The organism is Mycobacterium helveticum, assembly GCF_007714205.1.
Lineage (GTDB): Bacteria > Actinomycetota > Actinomycetes > Mycobacteriales > Mycobacteriaceae > Mycobacterium > Mycobacterium helveticum.
The window spans coordinates 33,300-49,277 of sequence record NZ_VMQU01000005.1 but is presented as its reverse complement, the minus strand read 5'-3'; the positions used below and the strand labels follow the sequence as shown (position 1 = coordinate 49,277).

The 15,978-nt window shown below is 67.2% G+C and carries 15 protein-coding genes and 1 riboswitch; all 15 genes read right to left on the bottom strand.

Features of this window, described 5'->3' with window-relative positions:
- Positions 1–656 precede the first annotated feature (656 nt).
- The 15 genes from FPZ47_RS02145 to FPZ47_RS02070 all read right to left on the bottom strand — a co-directional run bounded on the left by FPZ47_RS02145 (position 657) and on the right by FPZ47_RS02070 (position 15,968).
- On the bottom strand, positions 657–998 hold the full coding sequence (locus tag FPZ47_RS02145) for a DUF732 domain-containing protein (protein WP_144947360.1): 342 nt from the start codon (positions 996–998) through the stop codon (positions 657–659).
- Positions 999–1,133: 135 nt separating this feature from the next.
- Positions 1,134–2,345 carry a PPE family protein gene (locus FPZ47_RS02140; RefSeq protein ID WP_144947357.1) on the bottom strand — a complete coding sequence of 404 codons (1,212 nt, stop codon included), beginning with the start codon at positions 2,343–2,345 and terminating at the stop codon, positions 1,134–1,136.
- A gap of 35 nt (positions 2,346–2,380) precedes the next feature.
- Entirely contained in the window at positions 2,381–3,511 is a 1,131-nt protein-coding gene (locus tag FPZ47_RS02135; protein WP_428321240.1) for a PPE family protein, read from the bottom strand.
- A gap of 61 nt (positions 3,512–3,572) precedes the next feature.
- Positions 3,573–3,872 (bottom strand): PE family protein, encoded by a 300-nt coding sequence (locus FPZ47_RS02130; RefSeq protein WP_144947354.1) that lies wholly within the window; start codon positions 3,870–3,872, stop codon positions 3,573–3,575.
- Between the two features lie 412 nt (positions 3,873–4,284).
- Positions 4,285–4,456: riboswitch (M-box (ykoK) riboswitch) on the bottom strand.
- A gap of 551 nt (positions 4,457–5,007) precedes the next feature.
- Positions 5,008–5,415, bottom strand: coding sequence for a type II toxin-antitoxin system VapC family toxin (locus FPZ47_RS02120; protein ID WP_144947351.1), 408 nt, complete (start codon positions 5,413–5,415; stop codon positions 5,008–5,010).
- Positions 5,416–5,418: 3 nt separating this feature from the next.
- Entirely contained in the window at positions 5,419–5,640 is a 222-nt protein-coding gene (locus FPZ47_RS02115) for an AbrB/MazE/SpoVT family DNA-binding domain-containing protein (RefSeq protein ID WP_144947349.1), read from the bottom strand.
- A gap of 215 nt (positions 5,641–5,855) precedes the next feature.
- Entirely contained in the window at positions 5,856–7,688 is a 1,833-nt protein-coding gene (eccA, locus tag FPZ47_RS02110; RefSeq protein WP_144947347.1) for a type VII secretion AAA-ATPase EccA, read from the bottom strand.
- Positions 7,685–8,890 (bottom strand): type VII secretion protein EccE, encoded by a 1,206-nt coding sequence (eccE, locus tag FPZ47_RS02105; RefSeq protein ID WP_144947344.1) that lies wholly within the window; start codon positions 8,888–8,890, stop codon positions 7,685–7,687. The genes eccA and eccE overlap by 4 nt, the downstream gene beginning before the upstream one ends.
- Before the next feature lie 13 nt (positions 8,891–8,903).
- The gene (gene mycP / locus FPZ47_RS02100; RefSeq protein ID WP_145039319.1) at positions 8,904–10,352 is read right to left on the bottom strand and encodes a type VII secretion-associated serine protease mycosin; all 1,449 of its coding nucleotides are present in this window, start codon (positions 10,350–10,352) and stop codon (positions 8,904–8,906) included.
- The gene (gene eccD, locus FPZ47_RS02095; protein ID WP_144947340.1) at positions 10,330–11,841 is read right to left on the bottom strand and encodes a type VII secretion integral membrane protein EccD; all 1,512 of its coding nucleotides are present in this window, start codon (positions 11,839–11,841) and stop codon (positions 10,330–10,332) included. The genes mycP and eccD overlap by 23 nt, the downstream gene beginning before the upstream one ends.
- Before the next feature lie 266 nt (positions 11,842–12,107).
- Positions 12,108–13,010, bottom strand: coding sequence for an ESX secretion-associated protein EspG (locus FPZ47_RS02090; protein ID WP_144947337.1), 903 nt, complete (start codon positions 13,008–13,010; stop codon positions 12,108–12,110).
- A gap of 87 nt (positions 13,011–13,097) precedes the next feature.
- Positions 13,098–13,382 (bottom strand): WXG100 family type VII secretion target, encoded by a 285-nt coding sequence (locus FPZ47_RS02085; RefSeq protein ID WP_144947333.1) that lies wholly within the window; start codon positions 13,380–13,382, stop codon positions 13,098–13,100.
- 48 nt (positions 13,383–13,430) lie between these two features.
- Positions 13,431–13,727, bottom strand: a complete 297-nt coding sequence (locus FPZ47_RS02080) for a WXG100 family type VII secretion target (protein ID WP_144947330.1) — start codon at positions 13,725–13,727, stop codon at positions 13,431–13,433.
- Between the two features lie 351 nt (positions 13,728–14,078).
- Positions 14,079–14,378 carry a PE family protein gene (locus FPZ47_RS02075; RefSeq protein WP_144947327.1) on the bottom strand — a complete coding sequence of 100 codons (300 nt, stop codon included), beginning with the start codon at positions 14,376–14,378 and terminating at the stop codon, positions 14,079–14,081.
- A gap of 336 nt (positions 14,379–14,714) precedes the next feature.
- On the bottom strand, positions 14,715–15,968 hold the full coding sequence (locus FPZ47_RS02070) for a PPE family protein (RefSeq protein WP_281291729.1): 1,254 nt from the start codon (positions 15,966–15,968) through the stop codon (positions 14,715–14,717).
- Between the last annotated feature and the right edge of the window lie 10 nt (positions 15,969–15,978).

The window sequence follows — 15,978 nt, the reverse complement described above, 5'->3', positions numbered from 1 at the left end:
CATTTTCCCGCATTGAAACTTCCCGCAATGAACCGAAACGCGTCGCCGCCGGCGGTGCCCCGGACGTCAACGGGATGCGCGGTCCGCCGGCGGGTGCCTGCCGGCTCGAGCCACCGGACGGCCGCAGTCCACCGGGCTGACACATCCCCGGTGCCCGGCCTGCAGGGCAGCACGATGGGTGCCTCTATGGCTTTCGGCCTGCGGTGCGGGCGAGTGAACAGCAAATTTCATCAGCGCTCCCCGTGATGGACTTCACGTAGGCTAGCGGGGCATACCTGCGCCAGCGCTGATTAGCTGCTGTGTGTTTCCTGCCAAGTCGCTTTGCCTCATTCCCCATGCTGAGCCAGCCAACAGAGCGCCCCGCCGGATCGCCCGATCCGGCCTGCGTCGTTGCCCGACGCATCCCGTGGCCGTCGGGTGGGGACTACCGCAGAGTCCGGCGAGTTATCCACCGGAGGCCGCTGAGCGCATGGCGAACGCGGCCGCGCCGGGGCCGTGGATCGCGGGGCACGCTGCTTGGGCGGGGCGTGTTGGCCGGCGTGCCACCGGCAGCAATCAACAGCAGCTGGTCACCGACACCGCTTCCGCGGTCACAGGCACACATGCAGGTCAAACACTCGCCTCACGAGTTTTCCCGAGGCCGTGCCCCATGCAGCTCACCTGCTCTTGTCGCTGCTGCTTCCGTCCCCGAGTTGCTCGGGGCAGAAAGACCGGGCGGCGGCTTCGGCGAATTTGGCGGCACCGTCCAGGGTGAATCCGGGGTTGAGCTGGCGGATGTCCTTGAGGATCTCAGGCTCGCTGGTGCCCGCACTGGCCATGCCGCAGACCGCTTGGCCGGCTTTGACGGCGCGGCCCGGATCGTGGAACGCGATGCCCGCCTTGCGGATGGTCATCAGGAAGGCCGCCGCGTCGCCGTCATCGGAATCGGCGTGGGCCAGCGGGCTGACGGCGAGAACGGTGGCGAGGCCGGCCGATGCGGTGAGAAGTTTGAGCGTCATGGCGTGTCCTTTGTCCGTGATGTCAACCGGGTCTTGATTTTGGTGAGTCTTGGATTTTGGTGAGTCTTGGATTTTGGTGAGTCCTTGGTTGTGGCCGGCCCTTGCCGCCCGGCGGCGGTCTCGACCGGTCGTGGGTCAACCCGCTGCAGGTGGCCGGGTGATGATGCGGGGGCGGAATCCGTAGATCGGGGCGCTGAACTCGTCCTCGTGCGGCCCGGTCATGCCCGCCAGGGGCAGCCCGGGCATGCCCACGGGCCCGGTCTCTTCCATCACCATGGGGGTGGCGTTGCTCAGGCTGTGGTAGGCCCCGGCGCCGATACGGCTCGTGGCAGCTGCGACCGGGTTGACCGTCGCCCCGCTCGCACCCCAGGCCGGGGGCACCGATACGGCCCCGACGAGGCTGGCGTGCCCGAGTTGAGCCGACACCGCCGCGGCCGAAAGGCTCGGCAGGCCCGGGGCCACCCCGATCGGCCCGGTCAACGCCAGCCCGGCGGCCAGGTCGGACATGTCGAACGAGGCGGCGCCTTGGGTGGCGAACAGGAAGCTGTATGCGGTCACCGAATCGATCACGGACGTCGGATTCGTCAGCCCGCTGGTGGTGAGGGCGTTAGAGAAGTTTGCGACAGTTGCATCGTTGAGGAAGCTTCCGACAAGTGACCCGTTGGTTCCGTCCAGATAGTTGAGCAGTCCTGCCACGCCTGCGGTGGAGTTGTTCGTGTTGGGCGCGATACCGAGCCACTGGAGGAGTCCGGACATCGATCCGGCGGGAGTCGTGGAATCGGCTGGTTTCGCATTTGCTTGGCCGGCTTGCCCGTCGGTGTTGGTGGTGGACGACGGCGACGTCAACGGCGCCAAGCGGGTCGCCGCCGCCGACGCGGTAGCGTAGCCGTTCATGGCGGCGGCGTCCTGCGCCCACATCGCCGCGTACTGAGCTTCATTCGCGGCGATTGCAGCGGTGTTCTGGCCGAGGATATTGGTGGCCGACAGGTTTGCCAGTTGGGCGCGGTTCGCCGCGACCGCCGGCGGGGGTACCGTCGCTTCGAAAGCGGCTTCGAAAGCGGTCGCCGCCGCAAAGACCTGGGCGCTGGCCTGCTCGGCTTGGGAAGCGGTGACAGCCAACCATTCGAGGTAGGGTGCGGCCGCTGTCGACATCGACGCCGACGAAGGGCCGAGCCAGGTTTCGTCGGTCAGCTCGGTGATGATCGCGCGGTAAGCGGTTGCTGTCGAACGCATCTCGGTGGCGATACGATTCCACGCCGCGGCAGCGGCGCTCATCGATTCCGAGCCCGGCCCCGAGTACATGCGGGCCGAATTGATCTCTGGCGGTAGCACTGCGAAATCCAGCATGGCTATCCCCTCTTCTGAACTTCGTTGGAAGGCTCTTATCCGGCCGCCGGAGGGCGGGGTATCACGACGGGTCGGAACCCGTACTTAGGGATAGCGCGTCGACGGCCCGCAGCACCTCCGACCGGTGCGGCGAACCCACCCGGACCGCCCGTGCCAACGGGGGATCCGATGTCACTTAGACCGGTCACCGGCATCGCCGCGTCGGCCGGACGGATCGCCGCCGCCGAAGCCCAACCGGGAGGCACCGACACTGCACCGACCAGGTTGGCATGACCAACCATTGCTGAGATCGGGGCGCTGAAGCCGCTGAGCGCTGCCGCCGGGGAGACGTCGGCGCTCGCCGAGGCGATGTCGCCGAGGCCCGGCAGCAGGCCGCCCCCTTTCGTCGCATTCGACAGGAAGTTGAAACCGGCGATGGTCCCAAGGAGGAACTGCGGGTTGAACGGTCCACCCGCCAAAGCCCCGTTCACGACGAGAGTGCTGAAGTAATTGCCTTGCATGAACGTGCCCACAGCCGAGTTGTTCGCGCCACTAAAGATCCCCGACAGCAATGACTTAAAGTCTTCCGCGGAGGCCGCGTTCGCGGCTGTCGACGCTACCGCGGAGAGGTTCGCCTGCACGGTTCCGGCTGGTGTCCGGGCCGCCTTGGTGACCGCCGCCGATTGATTGGCAACCCCGTCGGTCTGGGTGCTCTTCGGCGGAGCGGCGAGCGGCGTCAATTGAGTGGCCGCCGTCGAGTCGCTGGCGTAGCCGTTCATCGCGGAGGCGTCCTGGGCCCACATGGCGGCGTACTGGGCTTCGTTGGCCGCGATCGCCGGAGTGTTCTGGCCGAAGACGTTGGTGGCCACCAACATCGCCAGCTGTGCGCGGTTGGCGGTGACAACGGGTGGGGGGACCGTCGCCGCGAACGCCGACTCGAAGGCGGTCGCGGCCGCGAAAGCTTGGCCCGCGGTCTGCTCGGCCCGGGTGGCGGCGGTGTCCAACCAGGTCAGGTACGGCGTGGCCGCGGCCACCATCGAGATCGACGACGGGCCCAGCCAGCCGGTGCTCGTCAGCTCCACGATCACCGATCTGTATGACGCCGACGCCGAACGCATCTCGGCGGCGATCGTGTTCCATGCGCCGGCGGCGGCCAACATCGAACCGGATCCGGGACCGGAATACATTGTGGCCGAATTGATTTCGGGAGGTAGCGCGGCGAAGTCCAACATTGGTGCTCCTGCCGGGTTAACGGGCCGCGGCCGCGTTGGCTGCCTCGGTGGCGGCATACGATCCGGCGCTGGCCGCCAATGTGGCCACGAACTTCTCGTGGATTTCGGCGGCCTGGGCGCTCAATGCCTGGAAGGTCTGAGCATGCCGGGCGAACTGAGCGGCCGTCAGCATCGACACGATGTCGGAGGCGGCTGGTACCACCCCGGTCATCGGCGGGGCGGTGGCGGCGTGCTCGCCGGCCAGCGTCGAACCGATCTGCGCAAGGCGAGCGGCAGCAGCGGCCAACGATTCCGGCTGCGCGGTAACGAACAGCATTCCAAGTCTCCTCACAGGCCCGTAGGCGCCGATGAAGGCAGCCTAGATGAAAATGACAATCGTTTCTATCGCACGGGTAAACTGTCGTTCCGACCGGGCAGCTGCTGACGGTCCCGGGAGTCCCGGCCATGACGGCTCGGCACTTAGCTTACCCAAACCTTAGGTGCTTCATGCAAGTGAATTGCAAGAGAATTCACCCCGTACAACCGCAGTCACCAGAGGTTGAAAGTGCCCTGTTTCAGGACTCGCTCAGAGGTTGGGAGCGGCCACGATCGGATCGAAATGGTCGTCGAACTCGGGATGCGGACTATCGCCAGGGCTCATTTCGGTCCTCACCTCCTCGCGGCCGGGGCATACGCTGATGCCGTCAGGGCACTTCGGAAGGTGTGAGCCCGAGCGGGAAATCCCGGGAGCCGCACCCCTCTCGTCAGAGCTTTGGCACCACACGGCGTATTCGGCCGGAGCCGAAAGCCACTTGGGCTCAACCCTTAAGCCGGGAGGAGCTGTCCTGACCCTGGGCGTCTTTCGACGTTCGAGGTCAGTGGCCTGTATCCGTGTGGACGCCTCACCTAGCGAGGTGCCTACGTGCACGATTGTTACACTCCAAGGCGCCGGGAGTCAACGCGGCGCGACGTGCCTCACCGGCTTTGATCGCGGAGGCGGTACGGCTTGCCCCATGTGGCGGCAAGTACCCGGTGGTCATCGAGCAGGCCGATCCGAAGGCGATGAGTGCGGCGACGGTGGACCGGCAAGGTGAGATGTCTCTGTCGTTTGGATCATGATCCATCAGGAAAATGGCTGGTGGAAGCACCGGCGAAGACATGGGGTGTCGTTTGAGGAATCTGAGGTCAGCCGCGAGGGTTACACCGCAACGCTCATCCGGGCCGCGAAGATCGAACTGTTTCTGCGCCACCAGTTTCACGGTTGTGGCTCCCGCACCCAACTCCGCGGCCACGGTCAGGGCACGCCAGCGTCGCCAATCCGGTGCTTCGCCATAGATCCTTGGATTTTGTTGCCGCGCTTTTCTTGCCAGAAATGCCATCGGGTTCGCCTGACGCTCCCTCCGACCCGCTGCACCGTCTCGGTACCAAATCGCTGACCCGGCAGGGGACGGCGCATTCGCACGGCCGGCCCATCAGTCAGGTGAGATGACCTCCAGCGTCGGCAGAAGGTCCAGGTACTGAGGGCGATCACGGGTGAGCAGTGCTCGTCCGGTCGTCGCGGCATGGGCGGCGATGTAGAAGTCGGGTAACGGCGAACGGCGCGCACCACCGCGGCGGCGGTACTGCAGAAAACAACGCCCCGCCAGGAAAGCGGCCTCCCAGGGCAGGTCCTCGCGTTCGATGCGATCGGGCAGTGCCTCCTCGAGGTCCTCGATCCGATCGAATCCGACGGAGAGTTCAGCAAAAATCAGCGGGTTGATGGTGACCGGGCCGGCGTCGAATGCTTTCGCCAGGTGCTCGGCAGACCACTCGCCCCAACGGGGGTCATCGGTGAATACGTCGAGCAGCACGTTGGAGTCCACCAGCGTCCCAAGCGGCATAGCTCAGGATTCGCCGCGAGTCAACGCCATGATCTCGTCGGTGGTCATTGGCAGGTGACGCCCGCGCATCTGCTCGACTAGAGCCGCGCCGCGTCCCTCAGTGCGCCGCACGAGCCGGACGCCGTCGGCGTCGACCTCGAAGTCAACCTCGCTGCCAGCCACGATGCCCAAACGCCGGCGAACATCCTGTGGGATGGTGACCTGTCCCTTGCTTGTGACGCGCATGAGGTAAGGGTAGCAGCAGTAAGACCAAGCAGTATTACCGTTGTGGTCTAGCTCCAAGAAGTGCCTCGGGCTGACCGCGGGGCTAACGAGTCCGGCACGAAAACAAGCCATGCGGGTCGCCAAGGCGAAGGGTCGTCTGCCGCACGGCGCTCTTCCCGCTCGGTGGTGGGTGCGGCACGCAGGGGGTAGATTTCCAACCTGCGACAAACCTCAACCTAGTCCGGCTTCTTCTCGGCCACCGCCGCGCCGAGGCCCTCGGCGAGGTCCTCGCGGGTCAGTTCCTTGAAGCGGCGCAGTTGCGCCTCGCTGAACTCGGTGAGATCGCTGGACAGCACCGCGTCGAGATCATCGTCGTCCAAGCGGAAGCTGCGGTGGTCGCGGGCCTTCTCCACGACATTGCGCACGAATCCCGCATTGCCCAGGATGTCGATGCCGCGAATCAGGTCTCCGTCTTCGGAGTAGCTCTCGTCGAGGTAGAACTTCGTGTAGGAGGGCAGCAGCGCCTCGGCCGCTTCGTCGGTGATGACGTCCTCGTTCTCCGCCCCCATCAGTTTGGTCAGCGCGACCAGTTCGTTGGGGGTGTAACTGAAGAATTCGATCACCGTCGAAAAGCGCCGCCGCAGACCCTGGTTCACGTCGAGCATCTTTTCCATCGCCTTGGCGTAGCCCGCACCGAAGACCACCAACTCGTCGCGGTGATTCTCCATGTACAGCAGCAGCGTGTTGATGATCGCGTTGCCGTACGGGTCGCCCTGGGAGTAGCCCTTTTCGTGCAGGGTGTGCATCTCGTCGAAGAAGACCGCGCCGCCCAGGGCGCCCTCGAGCATTTCCTCGGTGTTCTTCTCCGCGTCGGCCATGTACCGGCCCAGCAGCTTGGTGCGGCTGGTTTCCACCACCAACGGCTTGCGCAGCACCGTCAACCCGCACAGTTGCTTGCTGAAAGCTCTTGCCACCGAAGTTTTTCCGGTTCCGGGAGGGCCAAGCAGCAAGGTGTGCCGCGAGGTCACCGGCACCGGGAGACCCATCTTGGCGCGGGCCAGGTTCACCTTGGTCGTCGACTTGATGAGCTTGATCTCGCGCTTGGCGCGCTCCATGCCGAGCATCGCATTGAGCTCGGCATCCCCTTCGGCGAGGTATTTTGACGCCGCCTCCGCGTGGCGAGCGGCCTCCGTCTGGGCGCGGGTCGGCGCGCTGTCGGGGTCCCACGGGTCGGTGCGGGCCTCGATGGTCTCCGGATCGGTCAGAATCAGCCGGAAGTTGGGGTTGTCCAACGCTTCGCGGGCCGGGGTGAACTTCGGGTCGCGCGAGTAGACCCGGCGCAGCAGTTCGACGGCCTCCTCCTCGCGCCCGACGTGGCGCAGGCACATGCCCTGGGTGTAGAGGGCGATGTTGGCGGCTCCCGGCACGCGGTCGCCCTCGACGGCGTCCTGTCCGCGCCGGAATGCCTCCTCGAAGACGCCGAGCGACGCCAGCGCGGTGGTTGCCATCGCCGCCCCCGCCGCCTTCAACTCGGGGTGACGCCAGGTCTTCCCCTCGGGAAACTGGGCGAGCACCTCGGGCCAGCGTCCGGTGCGGAAGAACAGCACCCCGCGCACGTAGTTGAACAGTTCCTCGTCGAAGGCGTGGCGCGGCTCGATGCTGTCGAGCAGCTTGGCCGCTTCCTGGTAGCGTTTGGCCTCGGCCAGCACCGCGGCGTAGGCGCACGCCAGCGACTCCACGCTGGTGACGGCGAGCTTCAGGAACAGCCCGTCGGACACCTCGGGCCGAAACTGCAGGTCCGTGACCCCCAGGCGACGGGTTTCCCACCCGAAGGTCCTGACCGCCGCCCACGCGCCGGACAGCACCTCGATGCTCTGCTCACCGGCCAGGATCCGCGCCAGCCAGCCGTCGCACATCGCCGGGTCAAGGCTGGTCGCGGTGGTGAACATCTGCGCCGCCACCTGCGGGTTGTTGCTGGGCTGGAGCCCGTTGACGGAAATTCCCGACGCCAACAAACCGGCGACCATGGCGTTACGGGCGTCCTCGGCGGTGGTCTGCGGGCGTGTCATCGCCCCGTGGGCACGCTTTCAGCGTCGTCCCGCACCTGGCCCACCGGCAGCACCAGGTCGTCGTCGTGGAGGAACTCACGGCTCGGTACGACCAGCAGGGGCCGGGTCGTCGGGGCGGGCAGGCTGGCGCGCATCGCGGCCAGCTGGCGGCCGGTGAGCCGGTTGAGGCCCGCGGACAGCTCTTTGGGCAGCCGGCCCTCGCTGTGGTACCGCACCCAGGCCGACAGCCGGGGCTGTCCGCTGCGGGTGTTGAGCCGGATCGTGATCACGGTCGCGCCGACGGCCTCGTCGTCGGTGAGCAGCAGCTCTTCCAGCGACCCGGTGGTGATGTCCGACGGCGTCAACCAGAAGCTGGTCGCGAAGCCGTTGAAATGCTTGAGATGGCGCCAGCCGGGACGGCTCCACGTCGCCTCGAGGTCGGCCAGCACGGCTTTGTCGACCTCGGCGAGTTCGTCGGCGGTCAACGGCTTGGCCACACAGGTCTGCCCGTCGAGATCCTGGGCGATCCTTTCGGTGGCCGCCACCAGCGTCGACGCCAGCGAATCGCGTGCCGCTACCGCGGCGACATTGCGCTGCGGGTCCATCCGCAGCACCAGCCACGTCTTGCGTACATACGACGTCGGGGGGTCGCCCACGAGCCCCCATTCCTCGGGACCCCAGTCCTCGAGAGCCGACAGTTCTGCCGCGTTCCCTCCGCGGCGCACCTTCACGGTGACGATGTCGACGTCGTCGAGGTGGATGTCGAACTGCTGCAGCTGCGCGGCGACCGCCTGCACCGGCAGCGTGGCCGAGCCCGCACGGTGGCGGTGGCGTGCCGCCGAGTCGTCGTCGCCGTCGTCGATCCCGATCACCGCGACCAGGTGGCCGTCGTATTCGCGGACCCCGACCTTGTCGCGCCCGAAACGGCGCTGGTAGTCGACGGCCGGCGTGCAGCCCGTGGCCAACGCGGTGCCCGGGTCGGCGGACCAGTCCCACACCCAGGTGGCAAGTCCCGAGATCACCGTGATCCCGTGGTAGGTGATCAACGACAACAGAGTGACCAGCACCGCCAGCCCCACACCGACCCACCACGCCACATGGTGGTCGCCCTGCCACGAGTCCGGGCAGTGGCTCGCCACGATCAGGATCGCGATGTCGGCCACGAAAACCGCCGTGACCCGTGACCAGGACAACGACAAACCAAACCTGCGCTGAGCCTTCATTACCGTCCCGCCCTCATCGCTGCTTACGCGATCGCTTCATCAACATCGTGACACCAAACACTGCGCCGCCTATCAGTAGCGCCCCGGTCAGCCCCCCTGCGGCCACCCAGACCGGAACCTCGTCGCGAGGCGGGGCCGGCTTGGGCGTGTTCAGCGGTGCCGAAAGCTGTTGTGGCGGCTTCACCGGACCTTCGGGAACGTCCCACGTCAGCGCGGCCACCGGGTCAACGACACCGTACCCGACCTGATTGTCCACGCCGCGCGCGGGCGCCCGGGCCGTGCGGGTCAACCGATTGATGATTTGGTGGGACGACAGCTCCGGGTATTTCGCGCGCACCAGGGCGGCCACCCCGGACACGATCGCGGTCGAGAAGCTGGTGCCGCTCGGAACCAGCAGCGTGTTGTCGGGCCCGTCGATCGCGTTGATCAGGCCGTCGTCACGCGGCGACAGTCCGACCACGTCGGTGCCCGGCGCGGCGATCCCGACCCAGGGTCCGGCGATGCTCGACGAGCCCTGTCCCTGACCGCCCTGGCTGAGGGGACGGCCGTCGTTGTTGACCGCCCCGACCGTCAGGACGTAGTCGCTGAACCAGGACGGCGTCACGACGGTGGTGACCGCGTTCCAGTCGCGCGGATCGTTGGGCTGCAACGGGTCGAAAAGCGGGTTCTGCTTGCAGTCCTTCTTGCTGCTGTCACCGGCGGCGGCCACGATGACGACGTTCTTGTCGACCGCCGCGTAGCGCACCGCGGCGCCCAGCGAGCGCTGGTCGACCACGTTGCGGGCGCTCATGCAGGTTACGTCGGAGATGTTGATCACCTGGGCGCCCATGTCGGCGGCGTGCACGATGGCCCGCGCCATCGTCTCGACGCTGTCGACCTTCGCCCGGGTCTGGGGATCCTCGTCACCGGTGTAGGCGTCCTTGAGGCCGAATGCCTGGCTGGACTGCCGGATCGAGATGATGTCGACGTCCGGGGCGATCCCGCTGTACGCGTCGGAGGCCTGCGTCGGCGCCGCGCCGATCATCGACGCCACGATGGTGCCGTGCGCGTCGCAGTCGGACAAGCCGTCCCCGCCCATGATGTAGTCCCCCCCGGGGATCAGGCGGGGAAGCCGGGGGTGCGGAGTGACGCCGGTGTCGATCACGGCGACCTTCACACCCGCGCCCCGGCCGAACTGCCACGCCTCGGGCAGGTTGAGCATGTCCATGTACTGCGGCGGCACCTTGAAATCGGTGCCGGGCAACACGCCGACCTCGGTGCAGTAGGCGGTCTGCTTCATCGGCGCCGGCGGCCCGGGGGGACCGTCGGGTGGCACTGCGGCCGGGTCGATCGTCGGTGGGGAGATGGCAGAGGCGGGTGGCAGGCCCGCCAATGCGCCCGAGGTGAGTAGGAGCGCGGCGACGGTCGCACGGGTCGCACGACCGCGCCACACCTTCCGGTCAGCGGTAGCGGATCGCTGCATAGACATTCATCAACCACAATGCCAGCGGGAAGATCGGCATCAGGCAGAGGTATTCAATCCACTCCACGAACTTGCGGAACAGGGGGCTGTAGATGGTGTTGGGGACGACCGCGGCCGCGGTCAGGCCCGCCGCCGGAAGCAGCACCAGGATCGCCACGCTGATCGAGATCGCCAGCGGGGACTGCAGCACGATCGCGTACCTTGCCACCACCGCCGCGACGATGATCACGGACGTGCCGGCCAGGGTGATCGACTGCCAGCGGTCGACGTAGGAGCGGCCGCGCAGCATCAAAAAGCCCGCGGTGAAGCCGGTCAGCAGCAGTGGCAGCCAGCGCTGCCCGCCGCGCGGGTCGGAGAGCACGGTCAGGGAGAACACGGTCAGCACGCCCAGCCCGGTCAGCAGACCCGTCAGGAACGAGCGGGCACGCTCGGCCTGCAACACCACGTCGCGGACCGACGCCGGTCCCTCCAGCACCGGCGGGCCGCCTTCGGAGCGCACCACCGTGGTGGGCAGGTCGGGACGGGCCTCGAAGACCCAACGGCTGGTGGCCGACGGGAACACGGGCAGCCGGATCCCGGCCAGCCGCCGGGACAGGGCCGGCGCCGCGTGGTAGGCCAGCACGCACACCAGCACGATGGAGGTGAACATGGTCACCGTGCTGGTCATCGCGACCATCCGCGCCAGGCTGGCGACCGTCGCCACCGCGCTGATCGTGACGATCGCGGTGTAGATCCCCAGCCGCCGGCCGGTGAAGCGCAGGACCAGCGCGGCGGCGACGCTCAGAACACCGAAGCCCAGCACCGCCTGCGGGGATCCCGCGCCGCCGGGAGGCGCCCCCGCCGCGGCGACCGCGAGTGGCGCGAGGCTGCTCAGCAGCAGGATGTCGCCGACGAGTCGTTCGGCCGGCGTCTTGGCCCTCATCAGCAGCATGACGGCGACTGCCATGACGGCGGCGCCGATCAGCGTGCCATAGACGGTGGGCAACCACGAGTTGTGGTCCCAACGCCACCAGCCCATCAGCGCTGCCGCGGCGGTTACGCCGATCGCGACCATGGAGGCCCCGACCTGCACCGCGGTGCCCGGGTCGATCGCGGCGAATCGTTTGCTGAGGTTCGCCGAAACGGCCGTCGAGATGTGTTCGATGACCTGCGAGCGGCGTTCGGTGTCCGCAATGAACCGGATCCACAGCCGGTCGCCGTCGTAGACGTCCTGCTCGGTCAGCGACTGGGTGGCCCGCAGCGGAGTGCCGTCGACCAGGCACAGCGCCCAGCGGCCTCGGCCGGTGGCCTCGAGCGTGGCCTCGCCGAGCTCCCGCAGCCGGCTGTTGACCACCTTCAACAGCGGATCGGTCATCACCGAGACGGGGGCGTTGGCGTCCAACAACACGCCGATCTGTACCCCCGTGCCGGCCATGATGCCGACCACGACTGACCGAGGTTGTGCGACTCCCTCTACATCAGTCTGTGGCGCTTCAACTACCGCGGTCATCGCCCTGCACCCCCTGCAATGGTTGGTGTGTAACTCCGTGTCTCCAGCCACGCGCGGGCATCGGCCCATGCACTACCCGAGGCGTCGTCGCCCCCCGGTACGTGCAGTTCGACTAATTCGGATCTCATCTGCCTGGCCTCGCGATTAAGAGTTGTGGTGACACTCGTGTGGAATTTGCTGATGCTTCTCCAGAAGTATGCCGTGTCCGTATCCTCACCGCATGTTGTGCGTAAAAGCATCGGTAAACTCTGTGTTTCGTCTGCGGGTCAAACCCTGCTGTGCGTTTTCCATTCGCCGTAAGGCAGGGTGTCCAGTACGGTCTTGACGCCCACCTGCACGAGCTGGGGCGTCGCCGGGCAGATGGCCAGCCAGGCCTCCCCCGAACCCGCCGTCCGCGCCTGCTGGTACATGGCGATCCGGCCGCCGGATCCATCCTTGAGCGACAGCACGGAGGTGCTGGGTCCCTTCGCGTCGTCCCGGTACTGACGGGCGTACACCGCGACCTCGGCGGCCGGGTCGGACAGTGCCTGTCCCAGCGCGGCCACCGTGGCGGCGCTGATGCCCATGCGCCGCAGATCGCCGCCGGAGAACACGTTGAAGCCCGACTCCTGCCACGACTTCGTCGCCTCGAGCATCTCCTCGAGAGGCACGTTGACCGCGTTGATCGCCGCGGGCTCCGCGTGGTGGATCGATTCCAGGCCGTCCATCACCAGGGCCGCGATCGAGGCGCTGTCGGCGACGGCGACGTCGTCGACCGTGATGTCGCTGCCCACCCGGACCGCCGACACCCAGTGCTGGCCGCGCCGGGCCAGCACCACCCGGAACTCGTTGTCGGGGATGTCGCGCGAACCGGGCGGCTGATTCTCGTCCTCGACCACGCCGTAGAGGAGCTTGCCCCGCGACAGCAGGGCGACCACCTCGAGGTCCGGCGCGGCGAGCACCCGCATGCGGGCGGCCACCTGCTCGTTCACCTCGTCGTTTTCGACGATGCCCTGCTCGCGCATCACCGCCATGCCGGGATGCTCGTTGAGCCAGTCGTTGGAGTCGGTAGACACGAATGGCCGGCACCGCAACTCCGGCGCAACGTGCCGGATGTCCAGGAGAGCCTGGAGCATCCAGAAACCATCGACGTTGACGGTGATGTCGGTGCGGGTGCTCTGTTGGTCCATCAATCCCTCGAAGGTCGGTTTAATCGGTAACCGCAGGACGCAGCAGCACACCGGTGTGTGGTGTGCTGCCGCGCCTGAAGTTGGGGTTTAGGCCCAGCTGGACCCGACGGCACTGTCGGTGCTGGCCATGTTGGAACCGGCGCTCTGCACCTTCTGGCCGTGGGCGTTGGCCTGCTCGTAGATCACCTGGAAGTTGCGACCCAACTGGGTGATGAACTCCTGGCAGGCCACCGAACCCGAACCACCCCAGAAGTCACCGGCGGCCAGCACATCACGAACGATGGCCTGGTGTTCGGCCTCCAACGAGGCGGCCTGGGCGCGAATGGTGGCGCCGTGGGCGTCCACATCGCCGAACTGGTAATTGATTGACATGACAGTTCTCCTAACGTCTGGAATGTTACGCAGCGGCGCGTTTCGGCGCTAGCTGCCCAGGATCTGCTGCGAGGCCTGCTCTTGCTGCTCGTAGTTGTTGGCGTCGCGGATCAGCCCGTCACGCACCCCGTGGAGCATGTTGACGATGTTGCGGAAGGCCTGGTTCATCTGGCCCATGGTGTCGTACGAGGTGGCCTGGGCCTGACCGCTCCAGCCGGCTCCGGCGATGTTCATCGACGACGCCCACATCTTGCGGGCCTCGTCCTCGACGGTCTGGGCGTGCACCTCGAAGCGGCCGGCCATCGCGCGCATCTCGTGCGGGTCGGTCATAAAACGTGTTGGCATGTTGCCTGTCTCCTTTGTCCTCTGGTGATGTCGTCTGGCGATGTCGTCTGGTGAACTGCTCTGTTTATTCGAGTCGGACGGGTCGGACCGCTCTCGGTCTGACCCGGCGATGCGTCGACATGGTCGACGCCGGCCGGACGGTTACACGCATGCAGACCGTCGAACCGAATACCTGAAGAATGTTCCCCCCCTTCCCGTCAGCCGAGGGCCGTCCGGGCGCTGTACCACTGTGAAAGGCGCCTGACCCGAACCGGGACGTTCGAGTCAGGCGTGCTGCCGATGCTGCCGGGCGGTTACCCGGGAAACCGTGCAGGTGACGGTGAACCCAGAGCCCCCCAACCGCCGGCCCGGTCAGCCGGCAGCGACAGCGTTGGCGGCCTCGGTGGCCGCGTACGAGCCGGAGCTCATCGACAGCGTGTTCACGAACATCTCGTGGATGGCCTGCGCCTGGGCGCTCACTGCCTGGTACATCTGGGCGTGTGCGGCGAACTGGGCCGCGGTCAGCGCCGAAACCTCGTCGGCGGCGGCGGGCACAACCCCGGTCGTGGGGGCCGCGGCAGCCGCGTTCTGAGCGCTCATGGTGGCGCCGATGCCCTGCAGGTTCCCGGCCGCCGCAGCCAGCGCCTCCGGTTGTGTGGTCACGAACGACATACTGTTCCCTCCTCGATAGTTTTCCAGCAATCGCTCTCGGATGAGAGTAGATGACTACGTAGCCCCAGGCTGCCTTCGGCGTCCCCTGTTCGCAACTGTTCACGAAACGGCACGCCGAATTCACCTTCGGTTACGCAAGGATAACAGCGCACCACCCCGCGCGGGGGCTCTGACGATGCTTCTGACAACACAGTCACAGCAATCGTGCGTCTGCTAGTCCGGCCACCGGGCCAGGTCACGCGGAACGCCATCGGCACGCGGCTCCGACCGGCGATGCCTCGGGTCCCGGGCCGTTCGTTTGCGGTCATTGCGCGCGTGCGAACCGGTCGGGACGGCCTAACCGGCAAACGGCGGCCGCGCCATGACGGTGGGGCGGAATCCGTAGCGGGGCCCGGACCCGACTCCGCTACCGGCGCCAGCGCCGGACAGCGGCATGCCGCCGAGCAGGTTCCCGGGTCCGCCACCGGCACCGGCCGCTGCCTCGGGGGCGGCGCTGACGGTGCTGACCAGCTGGGCCGGGGCGTGTGTCAGGGGCGCGGTGGCACCCGACCAGGCGACCGGCACCGCGAGCTTGCCGCCGAGGGAGCCGGCACCGCCCATGGTCGCCGACGCGGCGTGGGCGGCGATGCCGCCGCCACCGCCACCGAGCAGGCCGCCCAGCCCGCCCAGGCCGGGCAGGGCCTTGGCCGCACCGGCGGCCGCGGGCGCGGCGCCGCCCAGTGCACCCGTGGTCTTGGCGATCTGCACGGCGAAGTTACCCATACCAACGGAGAAGTAGGGCAGACCTTCCGTGTTGTACCAGAGGGCCGAGTAGCTGTTGTAGCCGGTGATGAACGTCCCGATGTTGCTGGGCAGCACGCTTTGGCCACTGATCACGAACCACAGCTCTTGGAGCATGGGGTTGGCGTTCTGGAACTGCGCCACCAGGTTCGAGGTCCCGGTGGGATTGGCGAGGCCCTGCAACGTGCTCGGCAGCGACGAGATGATGTTCTGCAGGTTGTTGGTGGCCGATCCGCCCGCCGCGGTTGTGGTGGCGGCGGTTTGCAGGCTTTGGGCGGCGGGGTTGGCGATGGCCGGTGCGTTCTTGTAGGGCGTCACCTTGGTGGCTGTCGAGGACTGGGCCGCATAGGTGTACATCGCGGTGGCGTCCTGGGCCCACATCTGGGCGTACTGGGCCTCCAACTGGGCGATGATCCCGGTGTTCTGCCCCAGCACGTTGGTCGCGATCGCCCGGGCCGTCTCGGTGCGGTTGGCCGCCACCAGCGGCGGGGGCACCGTGGCGGACAGCGCACTCTCGTAGGCCGCCGCGGCCGCGCGCGCCTGGGCGGCGGCCTGCTCGGCCTGGGCCGCGGTGGTGCTCATCCACGCCACGTACGGCGCGACGGCCTGAGCCATGGACGCCGAGGCCGGCCCCAACCACTCCTCACTGCTGAGGGCGGTGACCACCTTGTCATAGCCCAGCGCCGTGGAGTTCAACTCCGCGGCCAGCCCGTTCCACGCCGAGGCCGCCGCCATCAGCGACGACGAGCCCGGACCCGAATACATCCGCGCGGAGTTGATCTCCGGCGGAATGGCACCAAAATCAATCACCTTTGACCTC

What these genes read in the sequence shown, in the direction of transcription:
- FPZ47_RS02145 (WP_144947360.1), bottom strand. Translation starts at nt 998, where the DNA reads ATGACGCTCAAACTTCTCACCGCATCGGCCGGCCTCGCCACCGTTCTC.
- FPZ47_RS02140 (WP_144947357.1), bottom strand. Translation starts at nt 2,345, where the DNA reads ATGCTGGATTTCGCAGTGCTACCGCCAGAGATCAATTCGGCCCGCATG.
- FPZ47_RS02135 (WP_428321240.1), bottom strand. Translation starts at nt 3,511, where the DNA reads ATGTATTCCGGTCCCGGATCCGGTTCGATGTTGGCCGCCGCCGGCGCA.
- FPZ47_RS02130 (WP_144947354.1), bottom strand. Translation starts at nt 3,872, where the DNA reads ATGCTGTTCGTTACCGCGCAGCCGGAATCGTTGGCCGCTGCTGCCGCT.
- FPZ47_RS02120 (WP_144947351.1), bottom strand. Translation starts at nt 5,415, where the DNA reads ATGCCGCTTGGGACGCTGGTGGACTCCAACGTGCTGCTCGACGTATTC.
- FPZ47_RS02115 (WP_144947349.1), bottom strand. Translation starts at nt 5,640, where the DNA reads ATGCGCGTCACAAGCAAGGGACAGGTCACCATCCCACAGGATGTTCGC.
- eccA (WP_144947347.1), bottom strand. Translation starts at nt 7,688, where the DNA reads ATGACACGCCCGCAGACCACCGCCGAGGACGCCCGTAACGCCATGGTC.
- eccE (WP_144947344.1), bottom strand. Translation starts at nt 8,890, where the DNA reads ATGAAGGCTCAGCGCAGGTTTGGTTTGTCGTTGTCCTGGTCACGGGTC.
- mycP (WP_145039319.1), bottom strand. Translation starts at nt 10,352, where the DNA reads ATGCAGCGATCCGCTACCGCTGACCGGAAGGTGTGGCGCGGTCGTGCG.
- eccD (WP_144947340.1), bottom strand. Translation starts at nt 11,841, where the DNA reads ATGACCGCGGTAGTTGAAGCGCCACAGACTGATGTAGAGGGAGTCGCA.
- FPZ47_RS02090 (WP_144947337.1), bottom strand. Translation starts at nt 13,010, where the DNA reads ATGGACCAACAGAGCACCCGCACCGACATCACCGTCAACGTCGATGGT.
- FPZ47_RS02085 (WP_144947333.1), bottom strand. Translation starts at nt 13,382, where the DNA reads ATGTCAATCAATTACCAGTTCGGCGATGTGGACGCCCACGGCGCCACC.
- FPZ47_RS02080 (WP_144947330.1), bottom strand. Translation starts at nt 13,727, where the DNA reads ATGCCAACACGTTTTATGACCGACCCGCACGAGATGCGCGCGATGGCC.
- FPZ47_RS02075 (WP_144947327.1), bottom strand. Translation starts at nt 14,378, where the DNA reads ATGTCGTTCGTGACCACACAACCGGAGGCGCTGGCTGCGGCGGCCGGG.